Genomic DNA, 22,764 nt, shown 5'->3' on the forward strand with positions numbered 1-22,764 from the left:
TTACTTCCCCTCTGCGTCTCCCTTTTCTTCTCTGCGTCTCTGCGAGAAACAAAAAACGCCCCGCCAGCCACAAAGACCGACGGGGCGCTCCAATCACAAACCGCGTAAGATCAGCGCGTCAGCTTCTTGTACGCCAGCGCGGTCGGACGATCCGCAGCATCGCCCAGACGGCGGCGCTTGTCTTCTTCATAGGCCGCGAAGTTGCCTTCGAACCATTCGACGTGGCTGTTGCCTTCGAACGCGAGGATATGCGTGGCCAGACGGTCAAGGAAGAAGCGGTCGTGCGAGATGACCACGGCGCAACCGGCGAAGTTCTCGATCGCGTCTTCCAGCGCCGCCAGCGTTTCGACGTCGAGGTCGTTGGTCGGTTCGTCGAGCAGCAGCACGTTGCCGCCTGCCTTCAGCATCTTGGCCATGTGCACGCGGTTGCGTTCACCACCCGAAAGCTTGCCGACGTTCTTCTGCTGGTCCGGCCCCTTGAAGTTGAACGCGCCGACATAGGCACGCGTGCTCATGTCCTGCCCGTTGACCTTCATGTAATCGAGGCCGTCGGAGATTTCCTGCCACACGTTGTTGGCGGGGTTCAGGTCGTCGCGGCTCTGGTCGACATAGCCGAGGTGGACGGTCGAACCGATTTCGACGGTGCCGCTGTCGGGCTGTTCCTTGCCGGTGAGGATCTTGAACAGCGTCGACTTGCCCGCGCCGTTCGGCCCGATCACGCCAACGATGCCACCGGGCGGCAGCATGAACGAAAGGTCTTCGAACAGCAGCTTGTCGCCATAGGCCTTCGAGATGTTCTTGACCTCGATCACCTTGCCGCCAAGGCGCTCGGGCACCTGGATGACGATCTGGGCCTTGCCGATCGGGCGGTTGTCCTGGGCGTTCTGCAGTTCCTCGAACTTGCGGATACGCGCCTTGGACTTGGTCTGGCGCGCCGCCGGGGTCTGGCGAATCCACTCGAGTTCGCGCTGCAGCGCCTTCTGTTTGCCGCTTTCCTCGCGCTCTTCCTGGGCCATGCGCTTGGCCTTGGTCTCGAGGTAGGTCGAGTAGTTGCCCTCGTAGGGGAAGTACTTTCCGCGGTCGAGTTCGAGGATCCAGCCCACCACGTTGTCAAGGAAGTAGCGGTCGTGGGTGATCATCAGCACCGCACCGGCATAGTCTTTCAGATGGTTTTCCAGCCATTCGACGGATTCTGCGTCAAGGTGGTTGGTCGGTTCGTCGAGCAGCAGGATCGAGGGCTTCTGGATGAGAAGGCGGGTCAGCGCGATACGGCGCTTCTCACCGCCCGAAAGGCTTGCCACCGACCAGTCGCCCGGCGGGCAGCGCAGCGCTTCCATGGCAATCTCAAGCTGGTTGTCGAGCGTCCAGCCATCGACCGCGTCGATCTTGTCCTGCAACTCGGCCATCTCTGCGCCCAACGCGTCGAAGTCGGCGTCTTCTTCGGCCATTTCCATGCCGATCGCATTAAAACGCTCGACCATGTCGGCAATCTCGCGCGCGCCGTCCTTGACGTTCTCGAGCACGGTCTTGCTCTCGTCGAGCTGCGGTTCCTGTTCAAGGTAGCCGACGGTGATGTTCTCGCCCGGCCAGGCTTCGCCGGTGAAGTCCTTGTCGATACCAGCCATGATCTTGATCAGGGTCGATTTACCAGCGCCGTTCGGGCCGACGATGCCGATCTTGGCACCTTGGTAGAACTGCAGGTTGATATTGCTCAGCACCGGCTTCTGCGCGCCGGGGAAGGTCTTCGTCATGTCCTTCATGACGTAGGCGTATTGGGCAGCCATCTCGGGTCCTTGGGTAGAAGGCAAAAACTGTTGCGCGCCCTCTATCCGAGCGCGGGGGGTGGGGCAAGCGCGGCATGTCTGACAAGGGCGCGGGACGGGGCTTGGCAGGCCGTGGCCCGAGCGATAGCAAGAGCCATGCGAAACAACCTCCGCGCCTTTGCGCTCACCACCGCCCTTTGTTCTTCAACCGCTTACGCGCAGGATGCCAAGGGCGACGTAGCGTGGGATCTGCTCGCAGGCCTCACCAGCGAAGTCGGACCGCGCCTTGCCGGCAGCGAGGGCGAAGCCCGCGCGCGGGTCTGGGCCGAAGCAAGGCTCAAGGCGCTCGGCTTCAGCAAGGTCTCGGTCGAACCCTTCCCGATCCGCGGCTACGTGCGCGGAAAGGACGAGGCGAGCCTCATCGCCCCGATCCCGTTCAGGCTGGCCGTCACTGCCCTTGGTTACAGCGGCACCACGCCGGACAAGGGAATCGAAGGCGAAGTCGTCTATTTCCCGACACTTGATGCGCTCAAGGCCGCGCCCGCAGGCTCGCTCACCGGCAAGATCGCCTTCATCGATCACGCCATGAAACGCAGCCAGGACGGCAGTGGCTACGGCCCCTACGGTCAGGTCCGCCGCGCCGGGCCGGGGATCGCGTCGGCGAAGGGCGCTCTTGGTGTAGTGATCCGCTCCATCGGTACCGACAGCCATCGCAACCCGCACACCGGCGGCACCAATTTTCCTGATGGAATCAAGCCGATACCGGCGGGTGCCGTCTCCAACCCCGACGCCGACCTGATCGCCCGCATCGCCCGCAGCGGCAAACCCATCCGCCTCAACCTGACGCTCACCGGCAAGACCACCGAGGGCATGACGTCGGGCAACGTGATCGGTGATCTCCCCGGCCGCGATCCCTCGCTCCCGCCGATCCTGCTTGGCTGCCATCTCGACAGCTGGGATCTCGGCACCGGCGCGATCGACGATGCGGCTGGCTGCGCAATCATCACCGCCGCCGCACTGAAAGCGCAGGAAGGCGGCACGCCCTTGCGCACCATTCGCGTGCTCTGGGCCGGGTCTGAAGAGATCGGCGGGTTTGGAGGCAAGGCCTATGCCGAACGTCACGCCGAGCCTCATGCCCTTGCCATGGAAAGCGATTTCGGGGCGGGCAAGGTCTGGCGCGTGCAGTTCAACATGGGCGACAAGGCCCTGACCGACCGCATCGCCGCCGCGCTTTCGCCCATGGGAGTCGTGCGCGGGAGTGGCAAGGCGGATGGCGGGACGGACGTCGAACCGGTGATCGAAAAGCAGAAGCTCAGCGTGGTCGATCTCAACCAGGACGGCACCTACTACTTCGACCTGCACCACACCCCGGACGATACCCTCGACAAGGTCGATCCTTCCGATCTGGCGCAAAATGTCGTGGCCTGGACCGAGGTTCTGAAGATCGTTGCGAACGAGGCGGGGCCGATCGCATCTGCCCCCTGACGGCTGTGCAATGGCGGGCCCGAGTTGGGGCTTTGCCTCGAGGAGTTGGGGGGGAGTTGCCCGTTGGCCTCGGAGAGTTGGAAAGTTACCGCGCGTCTTCGGGAAACTCGACGACGGTGGTCACGCCACTTGTCCCGTCGATGGTCACCGTGCCGCCGAGCTGTGCGGCAAAGCCGCGGATAATCGTGGTTCCGAGCCCGCGATGGCGTGGAACCTGCGCGTCAGGATCGGCTGAAAGTCCGCGTCCGTTGTCGGCAATGGTCAGGCGCAGCTGCCCTTCCGCGACCCGCTCCAGTTGCAGCCGGACTTCGCCGGATTGGCCATCGGCAAAGGCATGCTTGATGCTGTTGTTGAGCACTTCGGTGATCAGCAACATCAGCGTCATCATCCGGTCGATGGCCAGCCGGGCGTCGACCGCATTCACCGGAACCGAGACATGCGCGGCTTCGGCCACGTCCTTGGCTTGGGCAACCACGCTCTCGATCTGTTCGGGCAGGGGGAGGCCGCTGGCGGCGGGATCGTAGAGCTGGCGGTGGACGCGGCCCATCAGTTCGATCCGCTGGTCGGCGCTTTCCAGCACGGCGAGCGCGGTCTCTGGCGCACGCTCGATCTGGCGGCGCTGCAGGCGGAGCATCGATGAGACCGAGGCGAGGTTGTTGGCAACGCGGTGCTGCAACTCCTTGAAAAGCAGAGTTTGCTGGTCAGCCATGGCAGCAAGCTGACGCTGGCTTTCGAGCAGGCGTTCCTGCCGCTGCTGGAGCCCGTCGATCAAAAGGATGTCGACCACTACGACTGCTGCAAAGAACAGAAGGGCAGTGGCGACGGGCCATGACAGGGCGAAGGAATTCGCAGGGGGGATAAAGAAGTACCAGGAGGACAGCAGGCTCAGCAACCCGCACAGCGCACCCGGTCCGCGTCCCGCGACGAAGGTGGTGACGATGACCGCCGGGAAAAAGGTGAGGAACGGAAAGCCGGGCGGGAGAATATGCTCGGACGCATGCCGTATCAGGGTTGCAAGTGCTACGAGTGCAATCGAAAAAGCATAACCCGACAGTCTTCCGCTGAGCGGCCGGATAAGAGTGCGCGGAAAACTTGTCATCTTGCGCTGACGACTGCCATTGGCCGCAGCGCTTTGCAACGTAACAATTGCAACTGGATGAAAAGAAGGGGCCGACATCCTCGATGCCGACCCCTTAATGCTTTCAGCAACTTACTTTAGTCGATCAGATGCGCTCGATGATGATTGCCGGGGCCATGCCGCCGGCGGCGCACATCGTGACGAGGCCGTAGCGTCCGCCCGAGCGCTCGAGCTCGTCCAGCGCGGTGCCGATGAGGATCGATCCGGTCGCACCGATCGGGTGGCCGAGAGCCATGGCGCCGCCGTTGATGTTGACCTTGTCGCGGTCGAGTTCGAGGTCGCGGATGAACTTTTCGGCAACGACGGCAAAGGCTTCGTTGATTTCCCAGACGTCGATGTCTTCCTTGCTCAGGCCTGCCTTGGCCAGCACCTTCTTCGCGGCCGGGACCGGGGCGTTGAGCATAAGCGTGGGATCATCGCCCTGGTTGGCGTAGGCAACGATGCGCGCACGCGGCTTGAGTCCGTGCTGTTCGGCGTAGGCGGGCGAGACGATCAGCAGCGCGGCCGCACCGTCGACAACGCCCGAGGAGTTGCCGGCGTGGTGCACGCCCTTCCATTCCAGTTCGGGATAGCGGCGCTGGATCTGCTTGCGGAACGTCGTGCCGCCAAGGTCGAAGTCGGCGATGCCGTCAAAACTGGCCTTGAGCGAGGACAGCCCTTCCATCGTGGTTTCGGGACGCGGGAATTCCTCGTGATCGAGCGCCACGGTACCGTCCGGGTTGTAGACGGTGACCACTGACTTGTTGAAGCGACCTTCGCGGATCGCGCGGTCGGCGCGCTCCTGGCTGACGAGGGCGAGGGCGTCGAGCGCCTGACGGTCGATCCCTTCGCGCGCGGCAATCGCATCGCCGCACACGCCCTGATGCGATTGCGGATGGATCGCATCGAGTTCCATGTTGCCCGAACCCATGCCGAGCGGCCGGATGCCCGCGTTGGCCTGTTCTGCGCCATGGGCAGCAGTGAAGCTCATCATCTCGGTGCCGCCAGCGATCACGCAGTCTTCCATGCCGGACATGACCGATGCGCAGGCGAGGTTCACCGAGGTGATGCCGCCGCCGCAGAAGCGGTCGAGCGTGGTGCCCGAGGCCGAGATGTCATAGCCCGCCGCCAGAGCGGCCATACGGCCAAGGTCGCCACCCTGCTTGCCTACCTGCGAGGAGGTCGACCAGATGATGTCATCGACCGTCGAAGTGTCGAGATTGTTGCGGTCTTTCAACGCCTTGAGTACGGTGGCGGCAAGGTGCTGCGGGTGCAGGTGCGAAAGCGCGCCCTTGCCGGGCTTGCCAACCCCGCGCGGGGTGCGGACGGCGTCGATTATATAGGCTTCGGGCATCGGGACTCTCTCCGTCTGGAATTATTTAACCGAACGATTAACTTGTCTTGCCCACTCGTGCAAGCCCTATCCCGAAGGCTCGACAGCGGCCCCGCAACGTGCCAGCCTTGGCACTATCCCTTCACGAGAGGCCTTCATGCTTCATCACGAACTGCTCGAACAGGCACGCGGGTTTTCCGATGCCATTGTCGCCCTGCGCCGCGCGATCCACGCCGAGCCCGAGCTTGGCCTGCAGACCCCGAAGACGCGCGACAAGGTGCGGGCGGCGCTTGCCCATCTGCCGCTCGAATGGCGCGAAGGGCCGTCGACGACGGGTCTTGTTGCAACGCTGAAAGGCAAGGCGGGGCCCGGTCGCCGGGTATTGCTGCGCGGTGACATGGACGCGCTGCCGATGAACGAGGAGACTGGGCTCGATTTCGCCTCGACCATCCCCGGCGCGATGCACGCCTGCGGGCACGATACCCACACCGCAATGCTGGCTGGCGCGGCAGAACTGCTTTGCGCACGGGCCGACCGGTTGGCGGGCGAAGTGCAGTTCATGTTCCAGCCGGGCGAGGAAGGCTTCCACGGCGCGCGGTTCATGCTGGATGATGGGCTGATCGATCCGTTGCCCGATGCCGCCTTTGCCCTGCACGTGATGCCCAACAGCCCGCACGGGCTCGTGGCCGGGCGCACAGGTGCCTTGCTTGCTTCGGCCGACCAGTTCGACATTGTCGTGCAGGGACGCGGCGGCCACGCCTCGATGCCTCACGACGCGCTCGATCCGGTGCCGGTGGCCTGCGAGATCGTCACCGCGTTGCAGTCGCTGGTAACGCGCAAGTTTCCGGTGAGCGATCCGGTGGTGGCGACTGTCGCCAAGATCGAGGCGGGCACTGCCCACAACGTGATTGCCGACCGCGTGGCGATGCGCGGCACCCTGCGCACGCTTTCGCCCACGAACCGCGCTCGCCTGCGCGAAGTGCTGGAGCACGCGGCACAGCATATCGCAGCGGCCCACGGCATGACTGCCGACGTCACGATCACGCCGGGCTTCCCGGTGACGGTATGCGACGGGCGCGCGGTGGACCTTGGCGAGCAGGTGGTTCGCGAACTGACCGGCGAGCAAGGCTTCCACCGCCTCGACAATCCGATCATGGGGGCCGAAGATTTCTCCTATGTGCTGGAGAAAGTGCCCGGTGCGATGTTCTTCCTTGGCGTGGCTCACGAGGGCGTGGACTGGCGCTCGTGCTGCTCGATCCATTCGACGCGGATGATGGTCGATGAAAGCGTCCTGCCGCTGGGCACCGCCGTGCTGGCAGGCTGCGCCGAGAAATTCCTGCGCGAGGGTTTTGCTGCGTGATCTGGTGGAATGGGGAAATGCCTTCGCTCGAGCGGCTGACGCGTCTCGGGAGTTCCTCGATGCCCGCGCATCTCGGGATCGAGTTCGTCGATTGCGGAGAGGACTGGATCAGCGCGCGGATGCCGGTGGATCATCGCACCCACCAACCTTTCGGACGACTGCACGGCGGCGCTTCGGTGGCGCTGGCAGAGACGATCGGTTCGATGGCCGGCTCGATGGTGATCGATCCGGAAGGGTTGGCCTGCGTCGGCATGGAGATCAACGCCAACCACTTGCGGCCGGTGCGCGATGGGTGGGTCTACGCAACGGCTCGGCCTGAAGCGCTGGGGCGCAGCACACACGTCTGGTCCATCCGCATTGTCGACGAAGCGGACAAGCTGGTCTGCATTTCCCGGCTGACGCTGGCTGTGATTCCGCTGGAACGGAAGTGACGCTGTTGTTTTTAATGCCTTTTAGGGGAACCAAGCGGTAGCGTTTGCATTTCGGTGGCAGGTGCCACTGATATGACCCACAACAGTTTTGACGATACCCCCATGCCTGGACGGACGGATCAGGCCCACACCGCGTTTGACGCCTCGGTAGCCCGCTTCCGCGCGCAACACCCGGAAGATACTTTTGCCGGAGCGTCCGGCGTGCTGTTCGAACAGGCCATGGCGCAGACGCGCATGGCGATCTGCCTTTGCGATCCGCACAAGGCCGACATGCCGATCGTCTTTGCCAACCGCGCCTTCCGCCATCTGACCGGATACGAAGAGCACGAGATTGTCGGGCGCAATTGCCGTTTCCTGCAAGGGCCGCACAGCGATCGCTCGTCGCTGGCCCGCATCCGCAACGCCATTGCGCGCGAGGACGTCACCGTCGTCGAACTGCTGAACTATCGCAAGGATGGCACGGCCTTCTGGAACGCGCTGCATCTTGGGCCGGTCTATGATGCAGAAGGCCGGCTGGTCTATTTCTTCGGCAGCCAGTGGGACGTTTCGGACGTGCGCGCCGCGCGAGCCGACGAGCTACATGCCCGCGAACTCGCGCGCGAGCTTTCGCACCGCATGAAGAACATGTTCGCGGTAATCGGCAGCATCGTCAATTTCACCGGCCGCGTGCGCGGGATCGAAACCGAGGCGCGCGAGATCAACGACCGCATCCAGGCACTCGGGCGGGCTTACGAGACGACGCTTGACGATTCACGGCGCGGCACTGTCGAAGTGGGTCAGGCGATCCGCGCGGTGCTGGCACCCTACGACCCTGAGGGCACGCGCATTCGCTTTGAAGGCAATGGGCTGCGTTCGGACTTCGCGTCTGTCTCTGTCCTGGGGCTTTCGCTGCATGAACTGGCCGTCAATGCGATCCGCCACGGAGCGCTCAGCACCGACAAGGGCTGGGTCACCGTGGCATGGCGCAAGAACGGTTCAGCCGATGGTCCGGCAATTCGCATCGATTGGGTGGAACACGGACGCGGTTCAGGCGTCCCTGACAATGACAGTGCTTTCAGCGGTGCTGATGGAATCGTGGATCGGATGCTTGACATGGCAAGGGGAGGGATCATCAGAGAATGGCACAGCGAAGGGCTCCGCGCGAAACTCAACATTCCGCTGCGGGAGTCCGCTGAATGAGCGGCATGCTTCCTTCATCGGGCGAACCGTGCCGCGTGCTGGTACTCGACGACGAACCGCTGATCCTGCTCGATCTCGAGTTTGCGGTGGAGGACGCAGGGTGCAAGCCGCTTACCGCGCTCGATCTGGTCGAAGCGCTTTCCATTGTGCGAAACCACGCCATTTCTGCAGCTATCCTCGATGTGTCACTGGGGCAGGGCCAGACCTGCGAGCAGGTGGCCCGGGCTTTGGCCGACATGGGCGTGCCTTATGTGCTCCATACCGGCGATCTGGACCGCATGGACGAGGCTGTGCGCAGCCTTGGCGGCACACTGGTGCCCAAGCCGACTCCGGCCTCGGTCGTGGTCGCCCGTGCGCTTGAACCGCTGGCTGCGCGTCACCCGTGAGGACTTGCGCCTGATCCGACTACCGAGCATGGCGGGGCGGGCGGCAAGGACGATTCCATGGATACCTCCACCGATGCCCGCGTGATCACGCTGGCCGGCATACACAACTTTCGCGATTACGGCGGCTACGGCGCGCGAGCAGGGCAGTTGCGCCGCGGCGTGCTCTGGCGGTCCGGCCAGCACAGCGAGGCGACGCCCGAAGATCTCGGCGTCGTCCATGGCCTCGGCATTGCCACGGTGATCGACCTGCGCGGCGACAGCGAGCGGCGGGGCAATCCCTGTCTGCGCCATGAGGAATGGTCCGGCCACGTGCTGTTCCATCCTGGCGAAACGGCAAGTGCCGAAGGCCGCGCGGTCCATGAGGAAATGGCAGCGCAAGTCCGCACCGCCGAAGACGCGCGCAATGCCATGCTTCGCCTTTACGAATCGCTGCCGTTCCGACCTGTGCTGGTCGGTACCTACCGGCTCTACATGAAGGCTCTGGCCGAGCGGGAGAGCCCGAGCCTGCTGCATTGCCTTGCGGGCAAGGACCGCACCGGGCTGGCCGCCGCGCTGGTTCACAACCTGCTTGGCGTGCACCACGATGACATGGTCGCCGATTATCTGCTGACCAACACGGCCGGCAATGCCGAAGCCCGTATCGAGGCAGGCGCGCGGCATGTGCGTGAAGGCTTCGGTCTGTCGATGGACGATGCGGCCGTGCGCGTGCTGATGGGCGTCGAGGCGCAGTTCCTCGACCGCTCCCTTGCCACGATTGCCGATCGGCATGGCAGTGTCGAAGCCTACGCGCGCGATGTGCTGGGCGTGACGCCTGAGATGCTGGCAGCGATCGAGCGCAATCTGGTCGAGGCCTGAGCGCTTAGGCGGTTTTCACGTAGGCGTCGAGCCGAGCGATCATCCCGGCCTTTTCTGCCTCAGGTAGCCAAGCCGCTTCGAAACCGTAGCGGGTCATCCTGACCAGCTCCTCGCGTGTAAGGCGGCTGCGGTCGACCGCGCGGATCAGCACGTCGTCGATGTATTCGCTGCCCATGTAGGCCGGGTCATCGGACGAGATCGTGACTTTCAGCCCAGCGTCGAGCATCGCCCGGACGACGTCCACGGGCACCTTCTCGGTGCGGCGCAGCGTTCCTGAGAAGGTGGGGCAGACGGTGAAGTAGATGCCGCGTTCCTTTGCGATTGCGACGAGTTCAGGCGATTGGACAATGTTTCCGCCATGGTCGATGCGATCGACCTTGAGGTCGGTCAGCACGGTGCGGATGTTCTTTAGCGTATCGGTCTGGTCGACGTCACAATGCGCGGTGACCTTCAGCCCGTTGGCGCGGGCCTTGGCGAAGTGTTCGCGGAACTTCTCGGGCGGGTTGCCGGCCTCGTCGCTGTCGAGCCCGACGCCTACCAGATCGGCCTTGAACGGCAGCGCGGCATCGAGCGCGGCCATCGCACTTTCGGCGGAGAGATCGCGGACGAAGCACAGGATCAGTTGCGAACGGATGCCGAGTTTTTCTTGCGCATCGCGCCGCGCACGGGTGATGCCGCCGATCACGTCTGCCATGGGCACGCCGCGCTTGAGGTGCTCCTGCGGATCGAAGAACATCTCGGCATAGATCACGTTCTGCGATGCCGCTTTTGACAGGTACGCATAGGCGAGGTCGTAGAAGTCCGGCTCCTTTTGCAGAACCTTCATGCCGTCGTAGTAGATCTCGAGGAAGCTAGGCAGGTCATGGTACCGGTAGCTGGCCTTCATCGCGGCAACGTCGGCAAAGGGCAGGTTCATGCCGTTGCGCCTTGCCAGCGCAAACTTCATCTCGGCCTCCAGCGTGCCTTCGAGGTGGACGTGATATTCGCTTTTGGGCAGGTCGTGGATGAACTTTGCCAGCGCCGGATCGGTAACGGGGGCGACTGCACTCGCGTGTCGGCCCAGCATGAGCCCGCCGCCAAGCGCTGCAAAACCCTTCACGAAATCCCTGCGATGCATCGGTCGTGCCCCTGTTGTGTGCGGTGGCACTTGTCGGGCGGGGCGGAGGCTCAAGTCAAAATCCTTTTGCGCAACGCCGCGTTGGCAAAATGCGCGCAGGGGCCCGCGAAGAAAATCTGTCCGATACCTGCGGATAAAGCCCCTTTGGCGGACTCGCTTTTGCCCCGCGCGCTGCTTATCTCGCCAACCGACTGGAGGAGTTTTCCATGGCGACCACGCACAAGACCCGCATGCTCATCATCGGTTCCGGCCCGGCCGGGCTTTCCGCCGCGATCTATGGCGCGCGCGCAGGCATGCAGCCGATCGTGGTGCAGGGCTTGCAGCCCGGCGGCCAGCTGACCATCACGACCGACGTCGAGAACTATCCCGGCTTTCGCGATGTGATCCAGGGCCCGTGGCTGATGCAGGAAATGCAGGCCCAAGCAGAGCATGTCGGCACGCGGATGATGTGGGACACGATCCTCGACGTCAGCCTCGATGGCAGTCCATTCCGCGCCGTGGGCGACAGCGGCGACATCTACGAAGGCGACGTGCTGGTCATCGCCACGGGCGCACAGGCCAAGTGGCTGGGCGTCCCGGGCGAGCAGGAGTTTTCGGGCAAGGGCGTCTCGGCCTGTGCCACGTGCGACGGGTTCTTCTATCGCGGCAAGAAGGTCGTGGTGATCGGCGGTGGCAACACTGCGGTCGAGGAAGCGCTTTACCTCACCAACCATTCGCCCGACGTCACGCTGATCCATCGTCGCGACAGCTTGCGCGCCGAGAAGATCCTGCAGGACCGTCTCTTCGCGCATCCCAACGTCAAGGTGCTGTGGAACGCCAAGGTTGACAGCTTCGTGGGCGAGGCGGGCAAGGGGCTGACCGGCGTGAAGGTGGTCGACACGGTGACCGGCGCTGAGTCCGTGGTCGAGACTGACGGCGCGTTCGTCGCCATCGGCCATGCGCCCGCGACCGAACTGTTCAAGGGCAAGCTCGAACTCGACGAGAGCGGCTACATCGTTGTCGAGCCCGGCACCCCCAAGACTGCGATCCCCGGCGTTTTCGCCTGCGGTGACGTGATGGACCACACCTATCGTCAGGCCGTCACGGCGGCAGGCACCGGTTGCATGGCCGCGCTCGATTCCGAACGCTTCCTTGCCGAACTGGACTTCAAGGCCGCGCAGGCGGTTACCGCCTAAGCACCTCGATCAGCCGCGCGCGGAGCCATTCGCGCGCGGTTAGGTCGGAGAAGCTGTGCGAGGCGCTATCGATGCGCTGGATGCGCGGGTCGGTTCTGTCCCAGACCTCGCTGAACATCTGCGCAGTGCGATCACGGCTGGCTAGAAGGATTGTGGTCTCTCCGGCGAAGGCGGCCAGCCCTGCCTTCATTTCCTCGACCAGTCCGTGTGGCGCGGCGGATGGCGCGGCGGCACTGCGCAGGCCCTTGGCGAGCTTGGCAAGATTGACCCCGCCAGTCAGCAGGCGCCAGATTTCGCGCGGATTGGCAAGCTTGGCGAGATAGCGGCTGCGGATGGCCGAGGCGGGCATGGCCTCGGGCGCTTCCTCGCCATCGATGGTCCAGGGATTGGCGAGTACCAAGGCGTCCAAGCCCAGCGCCGGGGCATTGAGCATCAGTGCCGCCGCCGCATCGCAATTGCCGAACGCCACCACGCGCGAGATGTGCGGCATCGCGGCACGAAAGGCGGCAAGGGCGGCAGCTATGTCTGGTTCCGAGTTTCGGAAGGTAAGGTTCTCGCCTTCGCTGTCGCCCACCCCGCGCCGGTCGTAGCGGAACACCGGAAAGCCTTCGCCCGCAAGCCTTGCCGCAAGTTGCGCCTGTCCGCTCCACGCGCCTGAGCGCAACTCGTTGCCGCCCGAGACGATCAGCAGGCCCGCAGAATGGCTTGCCGTTTCGCGGTCGAGCGTGCCGACCAGCGTTGCGCCCTCGCAGGAGAAGGTCAGGTGGTGCCGGGTCATCCGGCGATAATCCGTGCCAGCGCCGCCGACTGCGCAGGGGCTGCGGCAGGCTCGGCGCGGAGCCAAAGGCCACCACCGCCGAGTTCCGACTGCGCGATCTGACGCTGGCCTTCGATCTCGGGTAAGGCATGCTCGAGACCCGCAATCAGCGAAGCCCCGCAGCGCCAGCCTGCCAGTTCCAGTCCCTCGGTACGCCCTCGCTCCAACAGTTCCGCGCTGTCCTCGTGCCCGCCGGCTTCGCGCGCGGCGATCACCCTCGCGCGCAGCATCTGGCGCAGGATCGATGCACCTTTGGCGGGTTCCAGCACCCATCCGGGGAGGGGGTTGGGAAACACCAGCGCCCCGCCGCGGACGGCGAGCACTTCGGTCGCGCCGAAGTGCCGCTCGGCCAGCACCATCGCGCTGCGCCAGCCGTGGAGGCTCTGGGCGGTGAAGTCCTGCAAGCTCTCGTTGCAGCCGGGCAGGTCGGGCAGGAAGGTGTCGATTCCCGCCGCATCGAGCAGGCGCATCATATCGACCAGCATCCGCCGCATGCGGTTGGCTTCGTCAAACAGGGCAGGGACGATCAGCAGCCGCCGGGGACGGTCGCGATCAAGGGCAAGCGCGTATTCCTCGCTCTGGCCATGCGGGCCGGGGCAAGGCCAGCTTGCGATCACGCCGCTACTTTGGCTTCCAGGAACGACAGCAGGTTGCCGTAGCTCTCGAGAAGTTCACCATCGACCTCGTCGTCCTCGATCACGATGTCGAGCCGGTCCTCGATCTCGGTCAGCAGGCCTGCGACAGCCATCGAATCGAGCTCGGGCAACTCGCCGAACAGGCCGGTGGAGGCATCGAACCCGGCCACGCGGTCGGCGGAAAGGCCGAGTACGTCCTGTAGGATCGCGCGCAGGGTGCTGTCGGTGTCGCTCATCAGTGTTCCGGCTGCCATTGTGTAGTTCATCGCGCCCTTAACCATCGTGGTTCGGGGAAACAAGGGGTTGCAGCCTGCGCTTGATCAGGGCGCGCAGCAGCGAAGGCCAGTTCTGGACCGATGTCTTGCGCCAAGCCCGCACGCGCCAGCGGGTACGGACCTCTTCCATCCAGTCGCGCTTGTAGGGATCGTCGCCGGTGCCGAAGTCGATCAGCGAAACGTGATCGCGGTCGATCACATGCTCGAACATGGCGGCGCTGAGCAAGGTTCCGGGCGATTGCTTGCGGAAGCGTTCGTCATGCGCGAGCTTGTGGATGAACGCCGTCCCGCCCTCGACCGTCCAGAACTGCGCGGCAACCGGCTGCCCGTCGATCTCGGCAAGACCGAGGCGCAGGCGACCTGCCTCGCCCTCCATTTGCGCCCATGCGCGCACGAATGCGGGCGAGCCTTCGCCGGGCTTCCAGCTCAATGTGTAGATTGCCTCGTAAGCATCCCAATCTGCTTGGGAAAATCCGGTGACAAGGCGCAGATGCACTTCGCCCTTGCGGCCTCTGCGGCGCACCGTTTCGCGCAAGGCGCCAGGGCGCTCGGCCCAGTATTCGGCAAAGCTGCGGCCGTTGACGGGCAGGATATGGTTCGCGTCGCACGGTTCGGTGATCGTGATCCATCCGGCCTTGCGAAAGGCGCTGGCCAAGGCTTGGGCTTCGCCTTCAGGCATTGGCGCAAACATGGCGCGGCCATGGGGAAGCTTTCGTACAATGTCTGAAAGACCAGCTACATCTCCAAGTGGAGAAACAAAAAAATTGTACCAGTTTGCGAGAGGACCCACATGGCTACCAACATCCAGCCATGGCAGAGCAGTAGTCATGGCCCCGTCGCTGGCCACCCCGATCCACGCCTTATCGGCATCAAGGCAGTGCTCGGCCAGCAGGGCGAGCCAGTCCAGCCGCTCGAACGGCGAGGGGCCTTGCACCGCGATCACGCGCGGGTCGGCTTGCGCTTCCTTAAGACTGGCGTGATAGACGTCCAACGCTCTTGCCATTCCCTATAGAGACCCGAGTGCCCGAAACGCCCGATCCCACCGTGTATCCGCTTGATCACCTTGCCCTTCGCGGCGAGCGGAATGCTCCTGCGCTGGTGCTCAAGGTTCGCACGCTAAGCCACGAAGCGTTAAATGCGCGTGTAGGAAGCCTTGCGAAGTGGTTGAAATCGCGTGTCGGTGATGCGGGCGCGCGTGTGGCGACATGGCTGCCCAAGACCGAACTCGCCTGCCTGATGCCGCTGGCGGCGGTGCGGGCGGGGCTGGTCCATGTGCCGGTCAACCCGCTGCTCAAGCGTGCGCAAGTGGCGCATATCCTTGGCGATAGCGGTGCGGCTTTGCTGATTGCCAACAAGGGGCGGCTCGATACGCTTGAGGCAGGAGACGCTGCCTGTCCCGTGATCGAAGAGGCCGCCGTCTGGGTACAAGTGGAAGCCGAAGGAGGCGAACTGCCGCCGTCCGACGCTGCGCCCGACAGCCTTGCCGCGATCCTCTACACCAGTGGTTCCACTGGGCGGCCCAAGGGGGTGATGCTCAGCCAGGCCAATCTCTGGCTGGGCGCGGTGAGCGTGGCGCATTACCTGAAGATTGCGCCGCAGGATCGAGTGCTGGCGGTGCTGCCGCTGGCTTTCGACTACGGCCAGAATCAGCTGCTGTCGACCTGGTACGCAGGCGGAAGCGTGGTCCCGCTGGATTACCTCACGCCGCGTGATGTGGTGAAGGCGGTAGCAAAGCATGGCGTCACCACCATCGCCGCCGTGCCGCCGCTTTGGTTGCAACTGGCGGAGCTGGATTGGCCGGAAGAGGCCGCTTCGTCGCTGCGGCGGCTGACCAACAGCGGGGGTGCATTGACGCTATCGCTTGTTCGGGCGCTGCGCACCACGTTCCCTGCGGCCGATCTGTACCCGATGTATGGCCTGACCGAAGCGTTCCGTTCCACTTATCTTGATCCAGCGCTGGTTGACGCGCATCCGACGTCAATCGGCAAGGCCATTCCCTTTGCAGAAATCCTTGTTGTCAATGATTTGGGCGGAGAAGCTCAGGCAGAAGAGGAGGGGGAGCTGGTCCATACCGGGCCGCTGGTCGCGCAAGGGTACTGGCAGGATGCCGAGCGGACGGCGGAGCGGTTCAAGCCTGCGCCTGCGTTTTCGAAGCTTGGCGGCATGGCGGTGTGGTCGGGCGACCGGGTGAAGCGCGACCCGCAAGGGCTATTGCACTTCGTCGGGCGGCGCGATGCGATGATCAAGACCAGCGGCAACCGCGTCAGCCCGCAGGAAGTGGAAGAGGCCGCCGTGGCGACGGGGCTTGTGGCCGAGGCCGTGGCGCTGGGCCTGCCCGATGCGCAACTTGGGCAGGCGATCCATCTTGTGGCGCGCGGCGTTCCCGGTGCCGAGCAGGCAGACCTGATCTCCGCGCTAACCCGCGCCCTGCCCAATTTCATGGTGCCGCGTCACGTTCACTGGCGCGAAGTCATGCCGGTCAGCCCCAATGGGAAGTTGGACCGGGTTGCACTCGCAGCGGAACTGGCCAAGGACATGACGCCATGAAACCGCTCGGCCCCATTCCTGCAGGCTACGAAGCCCTCGATGGCGTGCTGGCTATTGCCGGCCGCAAGGTGACCGATCTGGTGGCTGAGGCTGGCCGTACCCCTATTTTCGTCTATTCGTGCGATCTGCTCAGCGCCCGCGTAGCTGCCCTGCGTGCGGCAATGCCGGAGCGGTTGGCGATCCATTATGCCGTCAAAGCAAATCCTTATCAGCCATTGCTCAAGCATATGCTGGGCTTGGTCGATGGGTTCGACATCGCATCGGGCGGAGAACTGGAGATTGTGCGCACGGCGGGTATCGATCCGGCGCGGGTCAGCTTTGCCGGGCCGGGCAAGCGCGATGCGGAACTTGAAGCGGCGATTGCTGTCGGGGCGACGCTGAACCTCGAATCCGAGGGCGAAGCGAGCCGCGCGCTGGCGATTGCAGAGCGCCTCGGCATCGCGCCGCGTCTTGCCATCCGGGTGAATCCCGATTTCGATCTCAAGGGATCGGGGATGAAGATGGGCGGCGGGGCCAAGCCTTTCGGCATCGATGCCGAGCGTGTGCCTGCCCTGGCGCGCAAGCTGATCGCGGCAGGTGCGGACTGGCGCGGCTTCCATATCTTCGCGGGCAGCCAGGCGCTCTCGGCTGACGCCATCATCGAAACGCAAGGCCAGACATTGGCGCTTGCGGCGCGTCTGGCCGAAGAATCGGGCTCGGCGCTGCCCAAGTGCAATCTGGGCGGGGGCTTTGGCATTCCATACTTCCCGGGCGACGAGCCGGTAGATATTGCCGCCGTCGGTGCTGCGCTGGCGGAGCGGTTCGCCGAACTGCCCGAGGTGCTGCAAGACACCGCATTCTGCATTGAACTCGGCCGCTATCTCGTTGGCGAGGCAGGCGTTTATCTCGCCACTGTGGTCGACCGGAAGGAGAGCCATGGCGAGACCTATCTCGTCACCGATGGCGGGCTTCACCACCAGCTGGCCGCGTCCGGCAACTTCGGCACGGTCGTCCGCCGCAACTATCCCAGCGCCATTGCCACGCGGTTTGGCGCGGCCGTGGAGGAAGAGGCAAGCATCGTCGGCTGCCTGTGCACGCCACTTGACCGGCTGGCCGACAAGGGCGGTTTTCCCAAGGCTGACGTCGGCGATATCGTCGCCATTTTCTGTGCCGGGGCCTATGGTGCCAGTGCCAGCCCGGCGATGTTCCTCGGCCAGGGACCGGCGGCGGAAATGCTTGTCTGACAAGCGCATAGGTTCCCGTCGTTAACCCCTGACCTGACGCCAGTCCCGTTACGGGACGCGACCGAATGGTCGCTTGGCGTCACGCCTTCAAGCAATCAAGGCTAACGCAATCTTCACCCTTTTTGGCGATAGCCAGCGGTGAATTGCGGCTCTGCGCGCGCTGTCTGCGGACAGGGCAAGCCGGGAACCACCGCAGCAAGAAGGACAGTCCATGCCGTTCAATTCGCGTCTTACCCGTATGCTTGCCGGCACGGCCATGCTGAGCCTTGCCCTGTCGGGTTGCAGCGGCGTCGGCAGCGGGCCGCAGTTGCCGCCTGCTTCGTTCGTGGCGCTGCAGGAAGGGCCGGGCGAGGAGTACGTGATCGGCCCGCTCGACGAGCTGACGATCTTCGTCTGGCGCAATCCGGAACTGGGCGCGAGCGTGCAGGTCCGTCCCGATGGACGCATCACCACGCCGCTGATCACGGACATGCCGGCCGTGGGCAAGACGCCTTCGATGCTGGCCGAAGACATCAAGCTCCAGCTCTCGCAGTATATCCAGGAGCCGATCGTTTCGGTCATCGTCAACAAGTTTGCCGGGACCTTCAGCCAGCAGGTGCGCATCGTCGGCGCGACCGAGAAGCCGGCCTCGATCCCGTTCCGCGCCAACATGACCCTGCTCGATGCAATGATCGCAGTCGGCGGGCTTTCGGAATACGCTGCGGGCAACAAGGCGCGGCTGGTGCGGTTCGACAAGCAGTCCGGCAACCAGAAGGAATATGCCGTGCGCATCGGCGATCTGCTGCGCAAGGGGGATACCAAGGCCAACGTCCTGCTCATGCCCGGTGACGTGATCATCATCCCCGAGAGCACGTTCTGAGCCGCCAATGACCAGCATCTACGAAGAAGTGCGTATCGCGCTCCATGGCATCTGGCACCGCCGCTGGATCGCGCTCGGCATTACCTGGGCGGTCTGTGCGCTGGGCTGGCTGATCGTGGCGATGGTGCCCAACAGCTATGAATCCAAGGCGCGCATCTTCGTCCAGATCGACGACGTGCTGGCCGACCAGATCGGCATCGGCGGCGACCGCAAGCGCGACATCGAGCGCGTCCGTCAGACGCTGACCAGCGCGGTCAATCTCGAGAAGGTCGTCCGCGCCACCCGTCTGGGCGACAAGGTGACCTCCGACAAGCAGATGCAGGCCGCAGTCGAAAGCCTCGGCAAGCAGGTGACGGTCGTCAGCCAGCAGGACAACCTGTTCGAGATCACCGGCACGGCAGGCGGCGGCGGGCGCAACGATGGCGAGAACGCCAAGCTGGCGCAGGACGTCGTCCAGAAGATGATCGACATCTTCCGCGAGGAGAACCTTGCCGGCGGTCGCGGCGAGATGACCGATACGCTGGCCTTCATGGACCAGCAGCTGGCTGACCGGAAAAAGGCGCTGGAAGCGGCGGAACTCAAGCGCACCGAGTTTGAATCGAAGAACGCAGGGTTCATCCCCGGCGCAGGCTCGCTCACCACCCGGCTCGAAGCCGCGCGCAACCAGATGCGCGATGTCGAATCGAACCTGCTGGCGGCACAGAGCGCGCTCGCCTCGATCAACGGCCAGCTTTCTGGCACGCCGCAGACGATTGCAATTCCGGGCGTTTCAGGCGGGGCCAAGGGCGCGCTTGCCCAGGCCATGTCCGATCTTGGCGCCATGCGCGCGCGCGGGCTGACCGACAGCCATCCGGACGTGATCTCCGCCAAGGCCCAGATCGCCAACCTGCAGAAGGCAGCGGCGGGCGAGGGCAGTGGCGGCGGTGCGCCGAACCCGGCCTACAGCTCGCTCGTCTCGATCAAGGCCGACCGCGAGGCGAGCCTCGTCTCGCTGCAGTCGCGCCGCGCCTCGCTCCAGGCCGAAATCTCGCAGCTCACCGCGCAGCAGTACAGCGAGCCCACAGTGGCCGCCGAGGCTGCACGCATCAACCGCGATTACGACGTGCTCAAGGAGCAGTACGACAAGCTGCTGCGCGACCGCGAGCAGCTCCGCCTGCGCGGCCAGGTCGAGACCGAGCGCGACGCGGTGAAGTTCGAAGTGATCGACCCGCCGACGATGCCGCGTGGCCCCGCTGCGCCGGACCGTCCGCTGCTGCTGTTCCTCGTGCTGATCGTGGGCATCGGTGCAGGCTGTGGCGGCGCCTTCGCCATCGGCCAGCTCCGTTCGGCCTATTCGACCACAGGCCAGCTCGAACGCGCGACCGGCCTTCCGGTGCTCGGCGGCATTTCCGAGGCGATCACCCGCACCGCACGGGCGGAGCGTGCGCGACGCCTCAAGTGGTTCGCAGGCGGCGTTACCGGTCTGTTCGTGATGCTCATCGTCCTCCTCGGGGTCGAGATGCTCAAGCGCGGCATGGTGGCCTGAGGAGAGATGCGATGACCGACCAGAGCAAGATCCCTCTGCCCGCCTCCGGCCCCTCGCTGATCGAGCGCGCTTCGGGTGCCTTTGACTTCCGCACCCTGACGCGGCCGGTCGTCCCTGACTTGCCGCCCGCGCCCACGCCCAAAGTGGTCGCCGCGCCAGCACCCAAGCCGTTCGTCGCTCCGGTAGCCTTGCCCGAGCCTGAACCCGAGCCCGAGGTACGCCAGTTCACAGGCCCGCGCCATGCGATCGACCGGGCGCACTTGCGCGAACAGTGCCTGATCGAACCCGAAAGCAGCGTCACCGGCCTGCTCGAGGAGTTCCGCATCGTGAAGCGCCAGCTGCTTCGCACCGCCGCCGAATCGCGCGGGGACCTGCATGGCGAGCGCATCCTCGTCGCCTCGGCTCATCCCGGCGAGGGCAAGACCTTCTGCGCGGTCAACCTCGCGCTGTCCATGGCGGCGGAGAAGGACACCGAAGTCCTGCTGGTGGACGCCGATTTCGCCAAGCCTTCGGTGCTCTCGACGCTCGGCCTGCCCGGCGGCCCCGGCCTGATGGACGCGCTGGCCGATCCCGACATCGCGGTTGAGGATTGTGTGCTCGGCACCGACATTGCCGGGCTCTATGTCCTGCCCGCTGGCAACGCCACCGGGTCTGACACCGAATACCTCGCGTCTGCCCGCACCGAGGTGGTGCTCGAGCGGCTGACGCGTCATTCGCCCAACCGCATCGTCATCTTCGATTCGCCCCCGGTGCTCGCCGCATCGCCCGCCAGCGTGCTCGCCCACCATGTCGGGCAGACGGTCGTGGTCGTGCGCGCCGATCTTACCGGCGAGGCTGCGCTGCGCGATGCGGTCAGCCTGCTCGGCGCGTGTGAGGACATCAAGCTCCTGCTCAACGGCACCCGGTTCTCGACCACCGGCCGTCGTTTCGGCACTTATTACGGATACAAGGAATGATCCGGACACGGCTTCCTCTGCGCATCACCGCTCTGGTCGGAGCTATGCTCCTGGCCGGGCCGCTGCATGCGCAATCGCTCGAATACGAGAGTGTCGATGGCGATACGCCGTCGGACAAGGCCGATGGGCCGGGCAAGAGCAAGGGCCGTGGCCTGACCTCGCGCGGCGCAGGCGGCGGGCCGCGCACCACCATCCGCCCCTATATCGAGGCAACGCAGAACGTGCTGTGGGAGCTTTCCCCCGGCGATGAAGTGCTGACCTACAGCACGATTGCCGCAGGCGTGGACATGAACCTCGATGGCCGCCGCACGCAGGGCGCGGTCTCGGTGCGTTACGAGCGTCGCATCTCGCAATCCAACCGCGTGCCCGATGGCGATACGCTGTCCGGTCTCGCCCGCGTCAAGCACGACCTGATCCCGCGTACGCTTTCAGTGGAAGCAGGCGCGCTTGCCGCCCGCACCCGCGTGGAGGGCAGTGGCGCATCGACGCTCAACCCGCTCGCCGCCAACGACGCGGTCAGCCAGGTCTATTCGATCTACGCAGGCCCTGCCGTCTCGACCCACGTCGGCGATGTCGCGCTCGCCGGGTCCTACATACTCGGCTACACCAAGGTGCAGCAGAAGGACGCGGTCCAGCTTGCCCCAGGCCAGCCGCTGACCGACATCTTCGACGATTCGGTCTCGCAATCGGCACAGCTTTCGGCAGGGATTGCGCCCGGCACGGTGCTTCCCGTGGGCATTACCGCCAGCGGCTCCTACTTTCAGGAAGACGTGACCAACCTCGACCAGCGCGTGCGTGACATGCGCGCAGGGGTGCAGTTGACGTACCCGGTGACCATGGAACTCGCGCTCGTCGGGGCAGTGGGCTACGAGAACGTCCAGGTGTCCTCGCGCGATGCCGTACGCGATGCCAACGGCGTCCCGGTCCTCGGCAGCAATGGCCGATACGTCACCGACAAGTCGCGCCCGCGCGAATTGGCCTACGATACCGAAGGCTTCACCTGGGACGCAGGCGTGATGTGGCGGCCCAGCCGTCGCACCGCGCTTTCGGCCTTCGTCGGCCGTCGCTACGACAGCACGACCTACTACGGCAGCTTCTCCTACAACCCCAACGTGCGCAGTTCGCTCACGGTATCGGTCTATGACAACGTCTCGGGCTTCGGCGGACAGGTGAACCGCGCACTGCGCGATCTGCCGACTGACTTTCAGGTCAACCGCGATCCGTTCAACGGCCAGATCAGCGGTTGCGCGATCGGGTCCGAATCAGGCGGATGCGTCAACAATGCGCTGTCCTCGGTCGCCAGTTCGGTGTTCCGCGCCCGCGGCGTGAACGCCACATACGCTCACCGCATCGGCCGGATGCAGGCCGGCATCGGAGCAGGCTACATCCGCCGCAAGTTCATTGCCCGCGAGGATTCGGTGCTCGGCGCGGCGAACGGCGTGGTGGACGAGAGCTTCTATGTCGACGCAGGCCTCAACGGCCCGATCGATCGCCGTTCGAGCTTTGCCGTCTCGGCTTATGCCGCCTGGTTCCAGTCGGGCGCGTCCAGCCTTGGCGATGTGACCACGGTCGGCGCCAACGCCGCCTACTTCCGCAACCTGACCGACCGCCTCGTGGCGACCGCAGCGGTCGGTTTGGACAGTGTTAACCGTAAAGTGATTGAAGACCAGGTAGTAGCCTCGGGCCTTGTCGGCCTGCGCTATTCCTTCTGACGCCCGGAGACGGC

General features: G+C 64.7%; 21 protein-coding genes. 13 read left to right on the plus strand and 8 right to left on the minus strand.

Annotation, left to right across the window (positions count from 1 at the left end; translation table 11 throughout):
* Positions 1–110: 110 nt before the first annotated feature.
* Positions 111–1,784: an energy-dependent translational throttle protein EttA gene (ettA, locus tag ACZ1JX_RS04015; protein WP_465125503.1), complete on the minus strand. Its 1,674-nt coding sequence runs from the start codon at positions 1,782–1,784 to the stop codon at positions 111–113.
* 135 nt (positions 1,785–1,919) lie between these two features.
* On the opposite strand from ettA, the gene ACZ1JX_RS04020 reads away from it, so the two are divergent.
* Positions 1,920–3,248, plus strand: coding sequence for a M28 family peptidase (locus ACZ1JX_RS04020; protein ID WP_465125504.1), 1,329 nt, complete (start codon positions 1,920–1,922; stop codon positions 3,246–3,248).
* A gap of 85 nt (positions 3,249–3,333) precedes the next feature.
* On the opposite strand, the gene ACZ1JX_RS04025 is transcribed toward ACZ1JX_RS04020, so the two are convergent.
* Together ACZ1JX_RS04025 and ACZ1JX_RS04030 are read right to left on the minus strand one after the other, a co-directional pair.
* Positions 3,334–4,347, minus strand: coding sequence for a sensor histidine kinase (locus ACZ1JX_RS04025; protein ID WP_465125505.1), 1,014 nt, complete (start codon positions 4,345–4,347; stop codon positions 3,334–3,336).
* A gap of 124 nt (positions 4,348–4,471) precedes the next feature.
* Positions 4,472–5,719: an acetyl-CoA C-acetyltransferase gene (locus ACZ1JX_RS04030; protein WP_465125506.1), complete on the minus strand. Its 1,248-nt coding sequence runs from the start codon at positions 5,717–5,719 to the stop codon at positions 4,472–4,474.
* A 136-nt stretch (positions 5,720–5,855) separates the two neighbouring features.
* On the opposite strand from ACZ1JX_RS04030, the gene ACZ1JX_RS04035 reads away from it, so the two are divergent.
* From ACZ1JX_RS04035 to ACZ1JX_RS04055, 5 genes are all read left to right on the plus strand, one after another.
* Positions 5,856–7,058, plus strand: coding sequence for a M20 metallopeptidase family protein (locus tag ACZ1JX_RS04035; protein WP_465125507.1), 1,203 nt, complete (start codon positions 5,856–5,858; stop codon positions 7,056–7,058).
* Between the two features lie 59 nt (positions 7,059–7,117).
* Positions 7,118–7,489, plus strand: coding sequence for a hotdog fold thioesterase (locus tag ACZ1JX_RS04040; RefSeq protein ID WP_465125508.1), 372 nt, complete (start codon positions 7,118–7,120; stop codon positions 7,487–7,489).
* Between the two features lie 72 nt (positions 7,490–7,561).
* The gene (locus tag ACZ1JX_RS04045; RefSeq protein ID WP_465125509.1) at positions 7,562–8,668 is read left to right on the plus strand and encodes a PAS domain-containing protein; all 1,107 of its coding nucleotides are present in this window, start codon (positions 7,562–7,564) and stop codon (positions 8,666–8,668) included.
* On the plus strand, positions 8,665–9,054 hold the full coding sequence (locus tag ACZ1JX_RS04050) for a response regulator (RefSeq protein WP_465125510.1): 390 nt from the start codon (positions 8,665–8,667) through the stop codon (positions 9,052–9,054). Before ACZ1JX_RS04045 ends, ACZ1JX_RS04050 begins: the two co-directional genes overlap by 4 nt.
* Positions 9,055–9,111: 57 nt before the next feature.
* Positions 9,112–9,909, plus strand: a complete 798-nt coding sequence (locus ACZ1JX_RS04055; RefSeq protein WP_465125511.1) for a tyrosine-protein phosphatase — start codon at positions 9,112–9,114, stop codon at positions 9,907–9,909.
* Positions 9,910–9,913: 4 nt separating this feature from the next.
* Here ACZ1JX_RS04055 and add read toward each other — a convergent pair whose 3' ends face one another.
* Complete coding sequence (add, locus tag ACZ1JX_RS04060; protein WP_465125512.1) at positions 9,914–11,026, minus strand: adenosine deaminase; 1,113 nt, start codon at positions 11,024–11,026, stop codon at positions 9,914–9,916.
* A 206-nt stretch (positions 11,027–11,232) separates the two neighbouring features.
* Between add and trxB the strand changes: the two genes are divergently transcribed.
* Positions 11,233–12,201, plus strand: a complete 969-nt coding sequence (trxB, locus tag ACZ1JX_RS04065; protein ID WP_465125513.1) for a thioredoxin-disulfide reductase — start codon at positions 11,233–11,235, stop codon at positions 12,199–12,201.
* On the opposite strand, the gene ACZ1JX_RS04070 is transcribed toward trxB, so the two are convergent.
* Genes ACZ1JX_RS04070 through ACZ1JX_RS04085 form a run of 4 tightly spaced genes read right to left on the minus strand, consistent with a single transcriptional unit; the run spans position 12,191 to position 14,931 of the window.
* Entirely contained in the window at positions 12,191–12,979 is a 789-nt protein-coding gene (locus ACZ1JX_RS04070) for a hydrolase 1, exosortase A system-associated (RefSeq protein WP_465125514.1), read from the minus strand. The genes trxB and ACZ1JX_RS04070 overlap by 11 nt on opposite strands.
* On the minus strand, positions 12,976–13,635 hold the full coding sequence (locus ACZ1JX_RS04075; RefSeq protein WP_465125515.1) for an alpha/beta hydrolase family protein: 660 nt from the start codon (positions 13,633–13,635) through the stop codon (positions 12,976–12,978). The genes ACZ1JX_RS04070 and ACZ1JX_RS04075 overlap by 4 nt, the downstream gene beginning before the upstream one ends.
* Positions 13,632–13,889: an acyl carrier protein gene (locus ACZ1JX_RS04080; RefSeq protein ID WP_465125516.1), complete on the minus strand. Its 258-nt coding sequence runs from the start codon at positions 13,887–13,889 to the stop codon at positions 13,632–13,634. Before ACZ1JX_RS04080 ends, ACZ1JX_RS04075 begins: the two co-directional genes overlap by 4 nt.
* 37 nt (positions 13,890–13,926) lie before the next feature.
* Positions 13,927–14,931 carry a GNAT family N-acetyltransferase gene (locus tag ACZ1JX_RS04085; protein ID WP_465125517.1) on the minus strand — a complete coding sequence of 335 codons (1,005 nt, stop codon included), beginning with the start codon at positions 14,929–14,931 and terminating at the stop codon, positions 13,927–13,929.
* A gap of 17 nt (positions 14,932–14,948) precedes the next feature.
* Between ACZ1JX_RS04085 and ACZ1JX_RS04090 the strand changes: the two genes are divergently transcribed.
* The 6 genes from ACZ1JX_RS04090 (at position 14,949) to ACZ1JX_RS04115 (ending at position 22,750) form a co-directional block, all read left to right on the plus strand.
* Complete coding sequence (locus ACZ1JX_RS04090) at positions 14,949–16,475, plus strand: acyl-CoA ligase (AMP-forming), exosortase A system-associated (protein WP_465125518.1); 1,527 nt, start codon at positions 14,949–14,951, stop codon at positions 16,473–16,475.
* Entirely contained in the window at positions 16,472–17,698 is a 1,227-nt protein-coding gene (locus tag ACZ1JX_RS04095; protein ID WP_465125519.1) for a pyridoxal-dependent decarboxylase, exosortase A system-associated, read from the plus strand. Before ACZ1JX_RS04090 ends, ACZ1JX_RS04095 begins: the two co-directional genes overlap by 4 nt.
* Before the next feature lie 211 nt (positions 17,699–17,909).
* Positions 17,910–18,557 (plus strand): XrtA/PEP-CTERM system exopolysaccharide export protein, encoded by a 648-nt coding sequence (locus tag ACZ1JX_RS04100; RefSeq protein ID WP_465125520.1) that lies wholly within the window; start codon positions 17,910–17,912, stop codon positions 18,555–18,557.
* A 7-nt stretch (positions 18,558–18,564) separates the two neighbouring features.
* On the plus strand, positions 18,565–20,082 hold the full coding sequence (locus ACZ1JX_RS04105; protein WP_465125521.1) for an XrtA system polysaccharide chain length determinant: 1,518 nt from the start codon (positions 18,565–18,567) through the stop codon (positions 20,080–20,082).
* A gap of 11 nt (positions 20,083–20,093) precedes the next feature.
* A complete protein-coding gene (locus ACZ1JX_RS04110; protein WP_465125522.1) occupies positions 20,094–21,038 on the plus strand; it encodes an AAA family ATPase in 945 nt (314 codons plus the stop codon).
* Complete coding sequence (locus tag ACZ1JX_RS04115; protein WP_465125523.1) at positions 21,035–22,750, plus strand: preprotein translocase subunit YajC; 1,716 nt, start codon at positions 21,035–21,037, stop codon at positions 22,748–22,750. Before ACZ1JX_RS04110 ends, ACZ1JX_RS04115 begins: the two co-directional genes overlap by 4 nt.
* Positions 22,751–22,764: the final 14 nt, after the last annotated feature.

It is taken from the genome of Novosphingobium sp. BL-A-41-Hi4A-0G (assembly GCF_055521735.1).

Excerpts from the sequence above, each read along its gene's own strand:
- ACZ1JX_RS04035 (WP_465125507.1), top strand. The coding sequence starts at position 5,856 with ATGCTTCATCACGAACTGCTCGAACAGGCACGCGGGTTTTCCGATGCC.
- ACZ1JX_RS04105 (WP_465125521.1), top strand. The coding sequence starts at position 18,565 with ATGACCAGCATCTACGAAGAAGTGCGTATCGCGCTCCATGGCATCTGG.
- trxB (WP_465125513.1), top strand. The coding sequence starts at position 11,233 with ATGGCGACCACGCACAAGACCCGCATGCTCATCATCGGTTCCGGCCCG.
- ACZ1JX_RS04025 (WP_465125505.1), bottom strand. The coding sequence starts at position 4,347 with ATGACAAGTTTTCCGCGCACTCTTATCCGGCCGCTCAGCGGAAGACTG.
- ACZ1JX_RS04020 (WP_465125504.1), top strand. The coding sequence starts at position 1,920 with ATGCGAAACAACCTCCGCGCCTTTGCGCTCACCACCGCCCTTTGTTCT.
- ACZ1JX_RS04070 (WP_465125514.1), bottom strand. The coding sequence starts at position 12,979 with ATGACCCGGCACCACCTGACCTTCTCCTGCGAGGGCGCAACGCTGGTC.
- ACZ1JX_RS04095 (WP_465125519.1), top strand. The coding sequence starts at position 16,472 with ATGAAACCGCTCGGCCCCATTCCTGCAGGCTACGAAGCCCTCGATGGC.
- ACZ1JX_RS04045 (WP_465125509.1), top strand. The coding sequence starts at position 7,562 with ATGACCCACAACAGTTTTGACGATACCCCCATGCCTGGACGGACGGAT.
- ACZ1JX_RS04115 (WP_465125523.1), top strand. The coding sequence starts at position 21,035 with ATGATCCGGACACGGCTTCCTCTGCGCATCACCGCTCTGGTCGGAGCT.
- ACZ1JX_RS04080 (WP_465125516.1), bottom strand. The coding sequence starts at position 13,889 with ATGAGCGACACCGACAGCACCCTGCGCGCGATCCTACAGGACGTACTC.
- ACZ1JX_RS04110 (WP_465125522.1), top strand. The coding sequence starts at position 20,094 with ATGACCGACCAGAGCAAGATCCCTCTGCCCGCCTCCGGCCCCTCGCTG.
- ACZ1JX_RS04030 (WP_465125506.1), bottom strand. The coding sequence starts at position 5,719 with ATGCCCGAAGCCTATATAATCGACGCCGTCCGCACCCCGCGCGGGGTT.
- ACZ1JX_RS04050 (WP_465125510.1), top strand. The coding sequence starts at position 8,665 with ATGAGCGGCATGCTTCCTTCATCGGGCGAACCGTGCCGCGTGCTGGTA.
- ACZ1JX_RS04085 (WP_465125517.1), bottom strand. The coding sequence starts at position 14,931 with ATGGCAAGAGCGTTGGACGTCTATCACGCCAGTCTTAAGGAAGCGCAA.
- ACZ1JX_RS04040 (WP_465125508.1), top strand. The coding sequence starts at position 7,118 with ATGCCCGCGCATCTCGGGATCGAGTTCGTCGATTGCGGAGAGGACTGG.
- ettA (WP_465125503.1), bottom strand. The coding sequence starts at position 1,784 with ATGGCTGCCCAATACGCCTACGTCATGAAGGACATGACGAAGACCTTC.
- ACZ1JX_RS04055 (WP_465125511.1), top strand. The coding sequence starts at position 9,112 with ATGGATACCTCCACCGATGCCCGCGTGATCACGCTGGCCGGCATACAC.
- add (WP_465125512.1), bottom strand. The coding sequence starts at position 11,026 with ATGCATCGCAGGGATTTCGTGAAGGGTTTTGCAGCGCTTGGCGGCGGG.
- ACZ1JX_RS04100 (WP_465125520.1), top strand. The coding sequence starts at position 17,910 with ATGCCGTTCAATTCGCGTCTTACCCGTATGCTTGCCGGCACGGCCATG.